Below are 14,804 nucleotides of genomic sequence, written 5' to 3' on the forward strand. Positions count from 1 at the left end.
ATCCGGAGGAGAGTTTCCATTGACAGCAAAAACCATCACCAAAACCCGGGACGACCGCGGCATGCTGCGGGCCTTCTGGCTGACGGCGCTCGCCATGGGCCTCGTCATTGCCCAGGCCATCGCGGCACAGGCGCGCCCCGACAGTTTTGCCGACCTCGCTGACACGGTCAGCCCCGCGGTCGTCAACATCACCACGTCCACCGTGGTGGCGCAGGGCACAGGGCCCTCGCCGATCGTTCCCGAAGGCTCGCCCTTCGAGGACTTTTTCCGTGAATTCCAGGATCGCAACGGCGACCGGCCCCGCCGCACCTCGGCGCTGGGCTCGGGCTTCGTGATCTCGGAAGACGGCTACGTGGTCACCAACAACCACGTCATCGAAAGCGCCGACGAGGTGATCATCGAGTTCTACTCGTGCGAGGAGCTGACGGCGGAAGTCGTGGGCACCGACCCCAAGACCGATATCGCGCTTCTGAAGGTCGATACGGACAAGCCGCTGCCCTTCGTCAGCTTCGGCGACAGCGACACCGCCCGCGTGGGCGACTGGGTGATCGCCATGGGCAACCCGCTGGGGCAGGGCTTCTCGGTTTCCGCCGGGATCGTCTCGGCCCGCAACCGGGCGCTGTCGGGCACCTACGATGACTACATCCAGACCGACGCCGCCATCAACCGCGGCAACTCGGGCGGCCCGCTCTTCAACCTCGACGGCCAGGTCATCGGCGTCAACACCGCCATCCTGTCGCCCACCGGCGGCTCGATCGGCATCGGCTTCTCGATGGCCTCGAACGTTGTCACCCGCGTGGTCGACCAGCTCAAGGAATTCGGCGAAACCCGCCGCGGCTGGCTCGGCGTCCGCATCCAGGACGTGACCGACGACGTGGCCGAGGCGATCGGCCTCGAGAAGGTCGCGGGCGCCCTGGTCACCGACGTGCCCGAAGGCCCGGCCGCCGAGGCAGGCATGGAAGCCGGCGACGTGATCATGTCCTTCGATGGCAAGGACGTGACCGACACCCGCAGCCTGGTCCGCCAGGTCGGCAACAGCCCGGTTGGCAAGACCGTGCGCGTGGTCGTCTTCCGCGACGGCAAGACCAAGACGCTCAAGGTCGAGCTTGGCCGCCGTGAAGAGGCCGAAGGCGCCATTCCCGCCGCTCAGCAGGGCGAGGATGAGCCCGAGGCCCAGGAAGAGGCCGAGAAAACCGTGCTCGGCCTGACCCTGGCGCCGCTCGACGACGAACTGCGCGGCCAGCTCGAGCTTGACCCCGAGGCCACCGGCCTTGTCGTCAAGGACATCGACACGCTGTCCGAGGCCTATGAGAAGGGCATGCGGGCCGGCGACGTGATCACCGAGGCCGGCCAGCAGAAGCTGCGCGCCATCGGCGATTTCGAGGACCGCATCAGCGATGCGCGGGAAGCTGGGCGCAAGTCGCTCCTGCTTCTCGTTCGCCGCGCCGGCGAGCCGCGCTTCGTGGCCCTGTCGCTGGAAGACAGCGGCGAGAGCAGCGAGAGCAACGAGTAACCGGCCCTCGCCAACAGACGGAAAAACAGAACAGCCCCGGAGGTCACTCCGGGGCTGTTTTCATGTGTCCTTCCGCTCTCGGGTCGCCTACGGGCCTTCGATGATATTCGCCACCATCTGACCGATGGCGTTGCTGCCCTTGATCGAGGGGTGGATCATGTCGAGCGCGTGATAGGACGCGTCGCCCTCGGGTACGAGGTCGGAGAGCGACAGGAAATGCACCCCGTTGTCGAGGGCGGCCAGCTTCTCGACCCGGCGCTCCAGCTCGGTGCCCTCGTCCCGGCAATGCTCGATCAGCGAGCCGCGCCCGGGGCTGCGCATGTAGCCCACATAGACCACCTGTGCCCCCGACCGGCGCAGGTCCGACAGGAAGCCGGGGATGCGCCCCTTGCGCCCGTCCTTCGAGATCAGCCGGTTCAGCTTGCCGTCGCACACCACGCAGCCACAGCCCAGCCACAGGTCGTTGCCGCCGCCATTGACCACGACCCAGTCCCATTGACCGGGCACGTATTGCTTGGTGATGTTGAGTCCCGCGCTGCCCGAGATCGGAAGCGGATAGAAGAAGCGCGCGCCGATCACCGACCGATCGACCACCGGCTCGCGCAGGACCTGCTCGACGGCATCGGCCACCGCCCGGTCGGACATCCGGTGCGAGGCCAGCATCGAGTCGCCGACGAAAAGGATACGGGAAGGGTGATCGCGGCTGACGGATTCGCCGCAACCGGCCAGCAACAGGGCCGCGGCGGCCAGCTTGAACAAACTGGAAATATTCATGGCAACAGACGTCCGACTCTTGAACAACCGAAGAGAAATGTGAAAGCAATCAAGCTTTCATCTTCGACCGTGACGCCCCCAGAAAGAGAACGTGGCAGCAAAGTGTTTGATTCTCAACAAAATTCGGACGGGCCTGTTCGTGCGGGGGAAACAGTTGCGGTGAATCCTCACGATTCCACGATTTTCGCACAGTTCGCACTGCGGTCAGGGCCAATTGCACTTCCCAGCGCGAAAGTTAGGTTGACCGGATTACCAGTCGCGAACAGGTGAAACCATGGCCCCCATTGTCGATGTCAAAGACCTGCGCAAGACCTTCGAGGGCGGATTCGAGGCGCTGAAAGGCGTGTCGCTGCAGATCGAGGAAGGCGAAATCCTGGCCCTGCTTGGCCCCAACGGCGCGGGCAAGACCACCCTGATCTCGGCGCTCTGCGGCATCACAACCCCCACCGGCGGCAGCGCCCGCGTGGGCGGCCACGATATCCTGACCGACTACCGCGCCGCGCGGCAGATGATCGGTTTGGTTCCGCAGGAAATCGCGCTGGAGCCCTTCGAGAAGGTCATCAACTCCGTCCGCTTCTCGCGCGGGCTGTTCGGCAAATCGCGCGACGACGCCTTCATCGAAAAGACGCTGCGGCAGCTTTCCCTCTGGGACAAGCGCAATGCCAAGGTGATGGAGCTGTCGGGCGGGATGAAGCGGCGCGTGCTGATCGCCAAGGCGCTGTGTCACGAGCCGCGCGTGCTGTTCCTTGACGAGCCCACCGCCGGGGTCGATGTCGAACTGCGCCGCGACATGTGGCACGTGGTGGCGGGGCTGAAGCAAAGCGGCGTCACCATCATCCTGACCACCCACTATATTGAAGAAGCCGAGGCCATCGCCGACCGGGTCGCCGTGATCAACAAGGGCGAGATCCTTCTGATCGAGGAGAAATCCGAACTGATGACCCGGATGGGCCGCAAGAGCCTGCGGATCGAGCTGACCGAGCCGATCGACGCGGTGCCCGAGGGCGTCGAGGAGTATCACCTCGACCTCGCCCCCGACGGCCGCGCGCTGACCTATACCTACGACACCAACGCCGAGCGCACGGGCATCACCCGGCTGCTGCAGACCCTGTCGGAGAAGGGCGTGGCGCTGAAAGACCTCCAGACCAAGCAATCCAGCCTCGAGGAAATCTTCGTGAGCCTCGTCAACGAGGAGGACGCGGCATGAACCTGACCGCCATCCGCGCAATCTACACCTTCGAAATGGCGCGCTTCTTCCGCACGCTGCTGCAAAGTTTCATCTCGCCGGTCATTTCGACCTCGCTCTACTTCGTCGTCTTCGGCGCCGCCATCGGCAGCCGCATCGACCAGGTCGAGGGGGTCAGCTATGGCGCCTTCATCGTGCCGGGGCTGATCATGCTGACGGTGATGACCCAGGGCATCTCGAACGCCTCCTTCGGCATCTACTTCCCGAAATTCATCGGCACGATCTTCGAACTGCTCTCCGCGCCAGTGAACTTCCTCGAGATCGTGCTGGGCTACGTGGGCGCCGCGGCGACCAAGGCGCTGTTCATTGGCATCGTGATCCTCGGCACCTCGGCCTTCTTCGTCGACCTGAACATCCAGCATCCGCTGGCAATGATCGCCTTCCTGCTGTTGACCTGCATCTCCTTCGCGCTCTTCGGGTTCATCATCGGCATCTGGGCCAAGAACTTCGAACAGCTTCAGCTCATCCCGCTGCTGATCATCACGCCGCTGGTGTTCCTCGGGGGCTCGTTCTACTCGATCTCGATGCTGCCGCCGGTCTGGCAGACGATCACCATGTTCAACCCGGTGGTCTACCTGATCTCGGGCTTCCGCTGGTCGTTCTTCGGACAGGCCGACGTGGCCATCGGCTTCAGCCTCTTCGCCATCGGGCTGTTCACGGCGATCTGCATCGGGATCATCTGGCTGATCTTCAAGACCGGCTGGCGGATACGCTCGTAACGCCCGTCGGGATGTGAGTATTTCTGGAAAGATGAAAGACCGGGAGGGGCCCCTTCCGACGGTGCCGCAGAGGGCGCCAGTGCAATAATGTGCCTCGCGCACAAGTTTTTTTCCTCCTGCGGGTAAAACAGCGGGCCGCCGCGCCTTGTTATGCCGGCCCCCGCAATCTACATCGGGCGGATGAAGCTTTCTTTGCCCCTTGTCGACCGCGGGCCGCTTGTCGCCGTGATCCGCCTGAATGGTGCCATCGGGACGGGCGGGCGCGCCCAGCTCAATGACGAGGCGATGGCCCCGATCATCGAAAAGGCCTTCAAGCGCGGTAAGCCCAAGGCGGTGGCGCTGGTGATCAACTCGCCCGGCGGCTCGCCCGTGCAATCCTCGCTCATCGCCGCGCGCATCCGCCGGCTGGCCGAGGAAAAGGGCATTCCCGTGCACGCCTTCGTCGAGGACGTGGCGGCCTCGGGCGGCTACTGGCTGGCGGCGTCAGCCGATGACATCTGGGTCGACGACTGCTCGATCGTGGGCTCGATCGGGGTGATCTCGGCCGGGTTCGGCGCGCATGTCCTGCTCGCCCGGCAGGGGGTCGAACGCCGCGTCTACACGGCCGGCAAGTCGAAAAGCATGCTCGACCCGTTCCTCCCCGAGAAGGAAGAGGACGTCAAACGCCTCAAATCCCTGCTCGACCAGATGCACGAGACCTTTACGGCTTACGTCAAGTCGCGCCGGGGCGACCGTCTGGCCGACCGGCAGGACCTGTTCACCGGCGAGTTCTGGCTGGGCGCGCGCGCGGTCGAGCTGGGCCTCGTCGACGGGGTGGCGCATGTGGCGCCCAAGCTGAAGGCGCTCTACGGCGACAAGGTGCGCTTTGCCCGCTACGGCAAGAAACGCAGCCTGTTCCAGCGTTTCGGCGCGACCATGGCGCAGGATGCCATCGACACGATCGAGGAGCGGGCCGCCTTCGCCCGCTTCGGACTCTGACGTGATCGTCAAGATCGTCATACTCTTCCTCGTCTTCATGGTGGTCATGGCCATGTTCGGCAAGCTGAGGTTCCCCGGCCAGCAGAAGCTCGCGTCGGCGCGCTGCAGCAATTGCGGCCGGTTCCGCCTTGGCAAGGGCCCGTGCGACTGCCGGAAAGGCAAACCGAAATGATGCCGTGGCTCTACGCGGGACTCGGGTTGCTCATCCTGCTGCTGGCGGGCGACGCGCTGGTGAAAGGCGCGGTGAACCTCAGCCTGCGGGTGGGCATCCCGGCGCTGATCGTCAGCCTGACGATCGTTGCCTTCGGTACCTCGGCGCCGGAACTGCTGATCTCGCTCAATGCCGTGCTCGACCACAAGCCGGGGCTCGCGCTGGGGAACGTGGTGGGCTCCAACACCGCCAATATCCTGCTGGTGCTGGGGGTGCCGGCGCTCATCTCCGGCCTGTACACCAGCCAGTGCGACACGCGCAAGACCTACCTGTTCATGATCGGCGCGACGGTGATCTTCATCGGCCTCGCCTTCCGCGGCACGTTCGACATGGTCGCGGGCCTCGTGCTGCTGGCGCTGCTGGGCTACGTACTGGCCGACGCCTTCCGCGACGCGCGCAACCACCGCCGGGCCTGTGCCGCCGCCGCGCTCGACCCCGATGACGAGGAAGAGGTCGAGGGCGCCGATCCGGACATGCCATGGTGGCAGATCTTCGTTTTCCTCGTGCTGGGCCTCGTCGGCCTGCCGCTGGGCGCCGACCTGCTGGTCGACAACGCCTCGATCATCGCGCGGCGCTATGGCGTCAGCGACTCGGTCATCGGGCTGACGCTGGTGGCGCTGGGCACCTCGCTGCCGGAACTGGCCACCACCGTGATGGCCGCACTCCGCCGTCAGGCCGATGTGGCGCTGGGCAACGTGATCGGGTCGAACCTGTTCAACCTGCTCGCCATCATCGGCATCACCACGATGATCGGTGAAATCCCGGTCGATGCCGAGTTCCTGCAATTCGACCTGTGGGTGATGCTGGCGGCCTCGCTGTTGCTGGGGCCGTTCGTCTTCCTGAAGATGGATATCAACCGGCTCTGGGGCATTGTCCTGACGGTGCTCTATCTCGTCTACGTTTTCGTCGTACTGAGCTGAAGAGGCGCGCATGGCACGGGCATTGGTGACAGGGGCGGGCAAGCGGCTGGGCCGGGCGATGGCGCTGGAACTGGCGCGGCGCGGGCATGACGTGGCGGTGCATTACGCCACCTCCGCCGACGCCGCCGCCGAGGTGGTCGACGAGATCGAAGCGATGGGTCGCAGCGCCGTAGCGCTGCAGGCCGACCTGCTGGTCGAGGACGAGGTGCAGGCGCTTCTTCCCCGCGCGGCCGAGGCGCTGGACGGCCCGATCCTGACGCTGGTCAACAACGCCTCGATCTTCGAGTATGACAGGATCGACACCGCCACCCGCGACAGCTGGGACCGGCATCTCGAAAGCAACCTGCGCGCGCCCTTCGTCCTGATCCAGGCGCTGGCGGCCCAGGTGCCCGAGCCCGAGACGGACGAGAACGGCGAACCGGTGGCGCAAGGCCTCGTCGTCAACATGATCGACCAGCGCGTCCGCAAGCTGACGCCGGAATTCATGAGCTACACCATCGCCAAGTCGGCCCTCTGGACCCTGACGCGCACCGCCGCGCAGGGGCTGGCGCCGAAGGTCAGGGTCAACGGCATCGGGCCGGGCCCCACGATCATCGGCCACCGGCAGAGCGACGACCACTTCCGCCGGCAGCGTCAGGCGACGGTTCTGAAACGCGGCGCCGATGCCACCGACATCACCGCCGCGCTGGGCTACCTGCTCGATGCCCGCGCCGTCACCGGCCAGCTGATCTGCGTCGACGGCGGCCAGCATCTTGGCTGGCAGACACCCGATATCCAGGGTGTCGAACCCTGAGCCTGCGACAAGTTGTACACCTGTCACGCACCCGTGAGGGAAGCGTTACAAAAAGTTTAATGTTTTCAGTAGATTGCTGTATATACAGTTTTTTATCCAACGATTCCAATATGTTGAAAAACTGCCTAAAATTTAAGCAGGTTAAGGAACTCAGCCAAAAACAACGGAAATTTTGGTATGCCAAGAAGTTGTCCGCAGAGTTGTCCACAGGAATCGTGGAAAGCTTTCCTCTTGATCTCACCCGGTTAAGATTGCAGCCCGGCCCAAGAATCATCAAGTACTCCCAATGACCGAGCAAACCTCGCAAACCGCGCCGCGCACCGGCCATTCCGTCATTCAGGGCTACCTGAAGACGCTCGACGCGTCGCCGGGCGTCTACCGGATGCTCGATGCCCAGGCGCGCGTGCTCTATGTCGGCAAGGCGCGGAACCTGCGGGCGCGGGTGTCGAACTATGCACGGCCCGCCGGGCACACCCCGCGCATCGCCCGGATGATCCGCGAAACCGCGTCGATGATGTTCCTCACCACCTCGACCGAGACCGAGGCGCTGCTGCTCGAACAGAACCTCATCAAGCAGTTGAAGCCGCGCTACAACGTGCTCCTGCGCGACGACAAGAGCTTTCCCAACATCATGGTGACCAAGGCGCACCCCTACCCGATGATCAAGAAGCACCGCGGCGCCAAGAAGGAGAAGGGCGCCTATTACGGCCCCTTCGCCAGCGCCGGCGCGGTCAACCGGACGCTGGCGCAGCTTCAGAAGGTCTTCCAGCTCCGCAACTGCTCGGATTCGATGTTCGAAAGCCGCACGCGCCCCTGCCTTCAATACCAGATCAAGCGCTGCACCGCGCCCTGCGTCGGCTACATCTCGGAAGAGGATTACGGCGCGCAAGTGCGGGACGCCGAGCGCTACCTCTCCGGCCGCTCCACGGATGTGCAGGAGAAGCTGAAGACCCAGATGATGGACGCCTCCGAACAGATGGAGTTCGAGCGCGCCGCCGCCCTGCGCGACCGGATCAAGGCGCTGACCCAGGTGCAGACGGCCCAGGGCATCAACCCCCGCACCGTGAAAGAGGCCGACCTGCTTGCGCTGCATCTCGAGAACGGACAGGCCTGCGTGCAGGTCTTCTTCATCCGCGCCGGGCAGAACTGGGGCAACAACGATTTCTACCCGCGCGTCGGGGCGGATGTGGAAGAGGCCGAGGTGCTCGAGGCCTTCCTCGGCCAGTTCTACGACAACAAGGAACCGCCGCGTCAGGTAATCCTCTCCCACCCGATCGAGAACGAAGACCTGATGGCCGACGCCCTCTCGGGCAAGCGGGGCGGCAAGGTCGAGATCCTTGTGCCCCGGCGCGGCGAAAAGGCCGAGCTGGTCGACAGCGCGCTCCGCAACGCCCGCGAAAGCCTCGCCCGCAAGATGGCCGAGACGGCGACGCAGGCGAAGCTGCTCAAGGGGCTGGCCGAGGCGTTCGAGTTGGACGAGCCGCCGAAACGCATCGAGGTCTACGACAACAGCCATATCCAGGGCACCAATGCCGTCGGCGCCATGATCGTTGCCGGCCCCGACGGGCTGATGAAAAACCAGTACCGCAAGTTCAACATCCGCGGCGACGACCTTACCCCTGGCGACGATTTCGGCATGATGAAAGAGGTGCTGACCCGCCGTTTCAAGCGCCTGCTGAAGGAAGATCCCGACCGGGAGGAAGGGCACTGGCCCGACCTGCTGTTGATCGACGGCGGGGCAGGGCAGGTGAGCGCCGTGGCCCAGATCATGCGCGAGATGGGTGTGCAGGACATCCCGATGGTCGGCGTCGCCAAAGGCATCGACCGCGACCACGGCAAGGAAGAATTCCACCGTGTCGGCAAGCGCCCCACGGCGCTGCTCCACAACGACCCGGTGCTCTACTTCATCCAGCGCCTGCGCGACGAGGCCCACCGCTTCGCCATCGGCACCCACCGCGCGAAACGCGCCAAGGGCGTTTCCGCCTCACCGCTCGACGACATCCCCGGCGTGGGCGCCGCCCGCAAACGCGCGCTGCTCACCCATTTCGGCTCCGCCAAGGCCGTCAGCCGCGCGGCCCTGAGCGACCTCAAGGCGGTCGACGGCGTCTCGGAAGGTCTGGCTCAGAAGGTCTACGACTATTTCCACGAGAAGGGGTAGGCCACGCAGGGGTTTCCACGGTGACCGCCCGTGCTTACCTCATCCCCGTTCCTCATCGCCTCCGCGATTTCCAACCGTACGGCCCGACAGGCGGGTCACACTGACGAGGAGCACGGCAGGACAAGCGGCAAGGTCGGCTCATGCCAGACCGACGCTTGACCTTTCCCGTGCCTCCGGAAAGGTCTAAGACTGGCCCCATGACATGGACCATACCAAACGTGCTCACCACCCTCCGGCTTCTGGCGGCGCCGGCGGTGGCGGTGATGTTTCTCTATTTCACCCGGCCCTGGGCCGACTGGTTCGCGCTGGTCCTCTTTGTGGGCGCGGCGATTACCGATTATTTCGACGGCTACCTCGCCCGGATGTGGAAGCAGACCACCAAGCTCGGCACCATGCTCGACCCCATCGCAGACAAGGCGATGGTGGTGATCGCGCTGATGGTGATCGTGGGCTATTCCAGCATGTCGCCCTGGCTGGTGCTGCCGGCCACGGTGATCCTCTTCCGCGAGGTGTTCGTCAGCGGGTTGCGCGAATTCCTCGGCGACACCGCCGGCACACTCAAGGTCACCAGGCTCGCCAAGTGGAAGACCACCGCCCAGATGATCGCCATCGCCGTCCTCTTTGCCCAGGGCGTGTTCGAACACTACCTCTGGGCCAGCACCGCAGGCATGGATCAGAACCTCGTCGATGCCATCCTCCGCGGACAGGAGGAAGACCTGCACGGCCTGCAATGGAAGATGACCGGCATGGTCTGGTCGGGCCATGTGGGTCTCTGGCTGCTCTGGATCGCCGCGGCGCTGACGCTGATCACCGGGTTCGACTATTTCCGCAAGGCGACCCCGTTTCTGAAGGACTGACGCGATGGATGTTCTCTATTTCGCATGGGTGCGCGAACGCATCGGCCACCCCAAGGACCGCATCGAAACGCCCCCCGGCACAGTGCGCGAGCTGGTCGAGGATCTGCGCGGGCGAGAGGAGCGCTATGCCGCCGCCTTTGCTGACCTCTCGGCGCTGCGCGTGGCGGTCGACCAGCAGCTTTCCGATTTCGACGCCCCCCTCGACGGTGTGCGCGAGGTGGCGTTCTTCCCGCCAATGACCGGGGGCTGAGGCGCATGGAGATCCGCGTTCAGGTAGAGCCCTTCGATTTCGGTGCAGAGGCCGGCGCCTTCGCCGCGCGGCAGGCGGGCATGGGCGCGGTCGTCACCTTCACCGGCATCGTCCGCGACCTGGAGGGGGGCGGCCTGCGCGCGATGGAGATCGAGCATTACCCGGGCATGACCGAAAAGGCGATCGAGGCCATCGCGTCGGAGGCGGCCGGCCGCTGGCACACCGGCGACCTGCTGGTCATCCACCGTTACGGGCCGCTCGCGCCGGGCGAGATGATCATGATGGTCGCCACCGCCGCCCCGCACCGGGCCGATGCGTTCCAGGCGGCGGAGTTCCTGATGGATTTCCTGAAATCCCGCGCGCCTTTCTGGAAGAAGGAAGTGGCGCAGGACGGATCGGACTGGGTTGCCGCCCGCGACGAGGATGAAGACGCGCTGACCCGCTGGTAACGGCGGCGCTCAGTCGCGGTAGTCCTCCGAATCGTCGGCCAGGGTCGAGCCGCCCACCGCCCAGTACCTGTCCCCGTCGTCTTCGCGTTTCCGGAACCCGGCAATGAACAGAACCACGCCGATGAATCCCAGCAATCCGCCACCGAACAGCGCGGCATAGATATGATCCTGATCGCCGCTTCCGGTGGCGAGGTTCAATTCGTTCAGGACAAACGCCACCCCGCCCAGGACAAAGCCCAGCGACAGCAGCACAAGGGTGATCTTCCTGATCATTCCGGGTCCTCCTCCACTGGAGGTAGCACAGTGTCGCGCGATTTCATCTTTCTGTCAAAGCCGGATCGGCGGGTTATGGCGCGCCCCATCCGCCGCCGCCGGGGGTTTCCATGCCGAAAACGCTTCCCGCGGGCAGGTCTATCTCGTCATTTCCACCCATCTCGCGCCGCTCCCCATCGGGCAGAACGGCCCAGTTGCGCCCCACCTTGCCGGGCTCTCCCCCATCCACGCCGAAAGGCGGAATGATCCGGTGATTCGACAGTGTGGTCACCGTCGCCGGCTCCAGGAACCGCAACAGCCGGATCACCCCATGTCCGCCGCGCCACTGGCCCGCACCCCCCGATCCGGGCCGGATCGAGAACTCCTCCAGCCTGACCGGGAACCGTTTCTCGAGAATCTCCGGGTCGGTCATCCGCGTATTGGTCATATGCGTCTGCACCGCGTCGCACCCGTCGAACCCCGGCCCCGCGCCGGTGCCCCCCGCGATCGTCTCGTAATTCTGGAACCGGTCATTGCCCCAGACGAAATTGTTCATCGTCGCCTGGGATCCCGCAATTACGTGCAGCGCCCCGTAGAGCGCGTTGCAGGTGGCCTGGCTCACCTCCGTATTGCCGGAAATCACCGCCGCCGGGTAGACCGGGTTCAGCATCGAGCCCTCGGGGATCACGATGTTCAAGGGCTTCAGGCATCCTTCGTTCAGCGGGATCTCCGCCCCCACCATCGTGCGGAACACGTACAGCACCACCGCCCGGCAGATCGACCTGGGCGCGTTGTAATTCCCCTCGTGCTGGGCGCTCGTCCCGGTAAAGTCGATCGTGGCCTCGCGGTTCTTCGCATCCACCGTCACCTTCACCTCGATCACCGCGCCATGATCCATCGGGTAGGTGAACCGCCCGTCTTTCAGCCGGTCGATCACCCGCCGCACGCTCTCCTCGGCATTGTCCTGCACATGGCCCATATAGGCCCGCACCACGTCCAGCCCGAAATTGTCGACCACCTTCAGAAGCGCCTGCCGCCCGGTCTCGTTCGCGGCAATCTGCGCCTTCAGGTCGGCCATGTTCTGCGGGATGTTCCGGCAGGGATAGCGCCCAGACGCCAGCAACGCCTCCGCCTCCTGCTCCAGCAACCTGCCCTGATCGACCAGCTTTACGTTGTCGATCAGCACGCCTTCCTCGTCGATATGCCGGCTGTCGGGCGGCGCGCTGCCGGGCGTGCGCCCCCCGATATCCGCATGATGCCCGCGCGAGCCCAGCCAGAAAACCGGCTTGTCGCCCACGAAAACCGGCGTCCCCACCGTGACATCCGGCAGATGCGTGCCGCCATTGTAGGGCGAGTTCAGCACATAGGCATCGCCCGGCGCCACGTCGGGGTTCAGCCGCATCACCGTCTTGATGGAATCCGACATCGACCCGAGATGCACCGGCACATGCGGCGCGTTCGCCACCAGGTCGCCGCGCGCGTCGAAGATGGCACAGGAGAAATCCAGCCGCTCCTTGATATTGACCGAGGCCGAGGTGTTCTCGAGCGTCGCGCCCATCTGGTCGGCCACCGACATGAACAGGTTGTTGAACACCTCCAGCAGCACCGGGTCGACCTCCGTTCCCGCCGCGTGTTCCCGCGCCTTGGCCTCGACCCGTTCGAGCAGCAGGTTGCCCATCCCGTCCACCGACGCGGCCCAGCCCGGCTCGACCACGTTGGTGCCCGTTGGCTCCGTGATGATCGCCGGCCCCGTGATCCGGCTCTCGGGCGACAGCCGCTCCCGCTCATACAGCGGCACCTCCCGCCGTTCGCCCTCGATATGAACCGGCACCTGCGCCACCGGCCTGCCATCCCCCTCCGGCAGGGCCGCGCCGGGGCTCTGCCCCGTCCGCCCGATCGCCTCGACGCTCAGCATCTCGAACACGATCTCCCGCTCGGGCGAGGCGAAGCCGAACCGCTGCCGATGCGCCGCCTCGAAGCCCTCGCGCATCTCCTCTTCCGCCCCGAACGCCACGTCCAGCGCCTGGTGCGCGCCCTCGTACCGCAGATGCGCCCGCCGCGCGATGTTCCGCTCCAGCGCCTCCCGCGCGGCTCCGACCTCCGCCAGCGGCGCATCCATCTGCACCTCCCGCATCGCCCGCACCTCGGCCAAGCCCATGCCATAGGCCGACAGCACCCCGGCATGCGGATGGATCAGCACTTTCCGCATCCCCAGCGCATCCGCCACCAGGCAGGCATGCTGCCCGCCGGCACCGCCAAAACACTGCAGGGTATAACGCGTCACGTCATGGCCGCGCTGAACGGAGATCTTCTTGATCGCGTTCGCCATGTTGTCGACGGCGATGCGCAGGAACCCTTCCGCCATCTCCTCCGGGCTGCGCGCCGCTTCCCCGGTCTCCGCCGCCACCGTCTCTGCCAACTCGGCAAACCGCGCCCGCACCACCTCGGCATCGAGGGGTTCATCCCCCTCCGGCCCGAACACCGCCGGGAAATGCGCCGCGTTGAGCTTCCCAAGCATCACGTTGCAATCCGTCACCGCCAGCGGCCCGCCCCGCCGATAGCACGCCGGCCCCGGATCGGCCCCGGCGCTCTCCGGCCCCACCTGGAACCGCCCGTCCTCGAATTTGCAGATCGAGCCGCCCCCGGCGGCCACCGTGTGAATATCCATCATCGGCGCCCGCATCCGTACGCCCGCCACTTCCGTCTCGAAGCTCCGCTCGTAATCGCCGGCGTAATGGCTCACATCCGTCGATGTCCCGCCCATGTCGAACCCGATCAGCCGGTCATGCCCCGCCGCCTCGCCGGTCTTGACCATGCCGACGATCCCGCCCGCCGGGCCCGACAGTATCGCGTCCTTCCCCTGGAACAGTCGCGCATCGGTCAGCCCGCCATTCGACTGCATGAACAACAGCGCCTCGCACGCCCGCCCCACGTCCAGCGCATCGGCCACCTGCTCCACGTACCGCCGCAGCAACGGCGAGAGATACGCATCCACAACCGCCGTATCCCCGCGCCCCACCAGCTTGGCCAGCCGGTTGACCTGGTGGCTGGCGGTGATCTGGGTGAACCCGATCCCGGCCGCGATATCCGCCACCCGCCGCTCGTGCTCGGGGTTGAGATAAGCGTGCAGCCCGGCAACCGCCACGGCCCGGATGCCCCGGTCATACGCCCCCTGCAGCGTGATGCGCGCCTTGTCCTCGTCCAGCGGACGCACCACCGCGCCGTCGGCATCCAGCCGCTCGTCCAGTTCCGCCACCTCTTCATACAGCAGGTCGGGCCGCCTTATATGCAGGTCGAACAGCCTTGGCCGCGTCTGGTAGCCGATCCGCAGCAGGTCGCGAAACCCCTCCGTGATCAGCAGCAGCACCCGCTCGCCCTTCCGCTCCAGAAGCGCGTTCGTCGCCACCGTCGTGCCCATCTTCACCGCGCGGATCGACCCGTCGGCGAAATTCCCCGCCTCGCCCATCACCTCGCGAATGCCCTGCACGGCGGCATCGCGATAGCGCTCGGGATTCTCCGACAACAGCTTGTGGGTATGTACGCGCCCATCGGGCGCCAGCGCCACCACATCGGTGAAGGTGCCGCCCCGGTCGATCCAGAATTCCCACCGGGCCTCGCCCATGCGCTCGTGCCTCCTCACCCCGCGTCAGGCAAGGTTTGGCGCCGTGCGGACAAAAGTCAACG

General features: G+C 65.5%; 14 protein-coding genes. 11 read left to right on the forward strand and 3 right to left on the reverse strand.

All coding sequences use genetic code 11. The features are described 5' to 3' along the window. Positions 1–61 precede the first annotated feature (61 nt). Entirely contained in the window at positions 62–1,513 is a 1,452-nt protein-coding gene (locus RLN94_RS19360) for a Do family serine endopeptidase (RefSeq protein WP_350169473.1), read from the forward strand. Positions 1,514–1,600: 87 nt separating this feature from the next. Here the strand turns inward: RLN94_RS19360 and RLN94_RS19365 are convergent, their stop codons facing one another. Continuing rightward, entirely contained in the window at positions 1,601–2,287 is a 687-nt protein-coding gene (locus RLN94_RS19365) for an SGNH/GDSL hydrolase family protein (protein ID WP_350127738.1), read from the reverse strand. A 274-nt stretch (positions 2,288–2,561) separates the two neighbouring features. Here RLN94_RS19365 and RLN94_RS19370 point away from each other — a divergent pair, with 274 nt between their 5' ends. The 10 genes from RLN94_RS19370 (at position 2,562) to RLN94_RS19415 (ending at position 10,868) form a co-directional block, all read left to right on the forward strand. Then, the gene (locus RLN94_RS19370) at positions 2,562–3,494 is read left to right on the forward strand and encodes an ABC transporter ATP-binding protein (RefSeq protein WP_350127735.1); all 933 of its coding nucleotides are present in this window, start codon (positions 2,562–2,564) and stop codon (positions 3,492–3,494) included. After that, positions 3,491–4,252, forward strand: coding sequence for an ABC transporter permease (locus RLN94_RS19375; protein ID WP_350127732.1), 762 nt, complete (start codon positions 3,491–3,493; stop codon positions 4,250–4,252). The genes RLN94_RS19370 and RLN94_RS19375 overlap by 4 nt, the downstream gene beginning before the upstream one ends. Before the next feature lie 180 nt (positions 4,253–4,432). Continuing rightward, a complete protein-coding gene (locus RLN94_RS19380) occupies positions 4,433–5,230 on the forward strand; it encodes a S49 family peptidase (RefSeq protein WP_350127729.1) in 798 nt (265 codons plus the stop codon). A gap of 1 nt (position 5,231) precedes the next feature. Beyond that, positions 5,232–5,402, forward strand: a complete 171-nt coding sequence (locus RLN94_RS19385) for a hypothetical protein (RefSeq protein WP_350127726.1) — start codon at positions 5,232–5,234, stop codon at positions 5,400–5,402. Next, a complete protein-coding gene (locus RLN94_RS19390) occupies positions 5,399–6,361 on the forward strand; it encodes a calcium/sodium antiporter (RefSeq protein ID WP_350169463.1) in 963 nt (320 codons plus the stop codon). Before RLN94_RS19385 ends, RLN94_RS19390 begins: the two co-directional genes overlap by 4 nt. Before the next feature lie 10 nt (positions 6,362–6,371). Further along, the gene (locus RLN94_RS19395) at positions 6,372–7,154 is read left to right on the forward strand and encodes an SDR family oxidoreductase (protein WP_350127721.1); all 783 of its coding nucleotides are present in this window, start codon (positions 6,372–6,374) and stop codon (positions 7,152–7,154) included. Between the two features lie 286 nt (positions 7,155–7,440). After that, positions 7,441–9,312, forward strand: a complete 1,872-nt coding sequence (uvrC, locus tag RLN94_RS19400; RefSeq protein WP_350127718.1) for an excinuclease ABC subunit UvrC — start codon at positions 7,441–7,443, stop codon at positions 9,310–9,312. 197 nt (positions 9,313–9,509) lie between these two features. Continuing rightward, positions 9,510–10,169 carry a CDP-diacylglycerol--glycerol-3-phosphate 3-phosphatidyltransferase gene (gene pgsA / locus RLN94_RS19405; protein ID WP_350127715.1) on the forward strand — a complete coding sequence of 220 codons (660 nt, stop codon included), beginning with the start codon at positions 9,510–9,512 and terminating at the stop codon, positions 10,167–10,169. A 4-nt stretch (positions 10,170–10,173) separates the two neighbouring features. Then, positions 10,174–10,419, forward strand: a complete 246-nt coding sequence (gene moaD / locus RLN94_RS19410; protein ID WP_350127712.1) for a molybdopterin converting factor subunit 1 — start codon at positions 10,174–10,176, stop codon at positions 10,417–10,419. Positions 10,420–10,424: 5 nt separating this feature from the next. Then, on the forward strand, positions 10,425–10,868 hold the full coding sequence (locus RLN94_RS19415) for a molybdenum cofactor biosynthesis protein MoaE (RefSeq protein WP_350127709.1): 444 nt from the start codon (positions 10,425–10,427) through the stop codon (positions 10,866–10,868). Positions 10,869–10,877: 9 nt separating this feature from the next. Here the strand turns inward: RLN94_RS19415 and RLN94_RS19420 are convergent, their stop codons facing one another. Next, a complete protein-coding gene (locus RLN94_RS19420; protein ID WP_350127706.1) occupies positions 10,878–11,141 on the reverse strand; it encodes a hypothetical protein in 264 nt (87 codons plus the stop codon). Positions 11,142–11,214: 73 nt separating this feature from the next. Then, complete coding sequence (locus RLN94_RS19425; RefSeq protein ID WP_350127703.1) at positions 11,215–14,742, reverse strand: hydantoinase B/oxoprolinase family protein; 3,528 nt, start codon at positions 14,740–14,742, stop codon at positions 11,215–11,217. Positions 14,743–14,804 lie beyond the last annotated feature (62 nt).

Origin of the sequence: Roseovarius sp., assembly GCF_040223625.1 — a bacterium.
Taxonomy (GTDB): domain Bacteria; phylum Pseudomonadota; class Alphaproteobacteria; order Rhodobacterales; family Rhodobacteraceae; genus Roseovarius.

Excerpts from the sequence above, each read along its gene's own strand:
- RLN94_RS19415 (WP_350127709.1), top strand. The coding sequence starts at position 10,425 with ATGGAGATCCGCGTTCAGGTAGAGCCCTTCGATTTCGGTGCAGAGGCC.
- RLN94_RS19360 (WP_350169473.1), top strand. The coding sequence starts at position 62 with ATGCTGCGGGCCTTCTGGCTGACGGCGCTCGCCATGGGCCTCGTCATT.
- RLN94_RS19380 (WP_350127729.1), top strand. The coding sequence starts at position 4,433 with ATGAAGCTTTCTTTGCCCCTTGTCGACCGCGGGCCGCTTGTCGCCGTG.
- uvrC (WP_350127718.1), top strand. The coding sequence starts at position 7,441 with ATGACCGAGCAAACCTCGCAAACCGCGCCGCGCACCGGCCATTCCGTC.
- pgsA (WP_350127715.1), top strand. The coding sequence starts at position 9,510 with ATGACATGGACCATACCAAACGTGCTCACCACCCTCCGGCTTCTGGCG.
- RLN94_RS19390 (WP_350169463.1), top strand. The coding sequence starts at position 5,399 with ATGATGCCGTGGCTCTACGCGGGACTCGGGTTGCTCATCCTGCTGCTG.
- RLN94_RS19365 (WP_350127738.1), bottom strand. The coding sequence starts at position 2,287 with ATGAATATTTCCAGTTTGTTCAAGCTGGCCGCCGCGGCCCTGTTGCTG.
- RLN94_RS19420 (WP_350127706.1), bottom strand. The coding sequence starts at position 11,141 with ATGATCAGGAAGATCACCCTTGTGCTGCTGTCGCTGGGCTTTGTCCTG.
- RLN94_RS19375 (WP_350127732.1), top strand. The coding sequence starts at position 3,491 with ATGAACCTGACCGCCATCCGCGCAATCTACACCTTCGAAATGGCGCGC.
- RLN94_RS19425 (WP_350127703.1), bottom strand. The coding sequence starts at position 14,742 with ATGGGCGAGGCCCGGTGGGAATTCTGGATCGACCGGGGCGGCACCTTC.
- RLN94_RS19395 (WP_350127721.1), top strand. The coding sequence starts at position 6,372 with ATGGCACGGGCATTGGTGACAGGGGCGGGCAAGCGGCTGGGCCGGGCG.
- moaD (WP_350127712.1), top strand. The coding sequence starts at position 10,174 with ATGGATGTTCTCTATTTCGCATGGGTGCGCGAACGCATCGGCCACCCC.
- RLN94_RS19370 (WP_350127735.1), top strand. The coding sequence starts at position 2,562 with ATGGCCCCCATTGTCGATGTCAAAGACCTGCGCAAGACCTTCGAGGGC.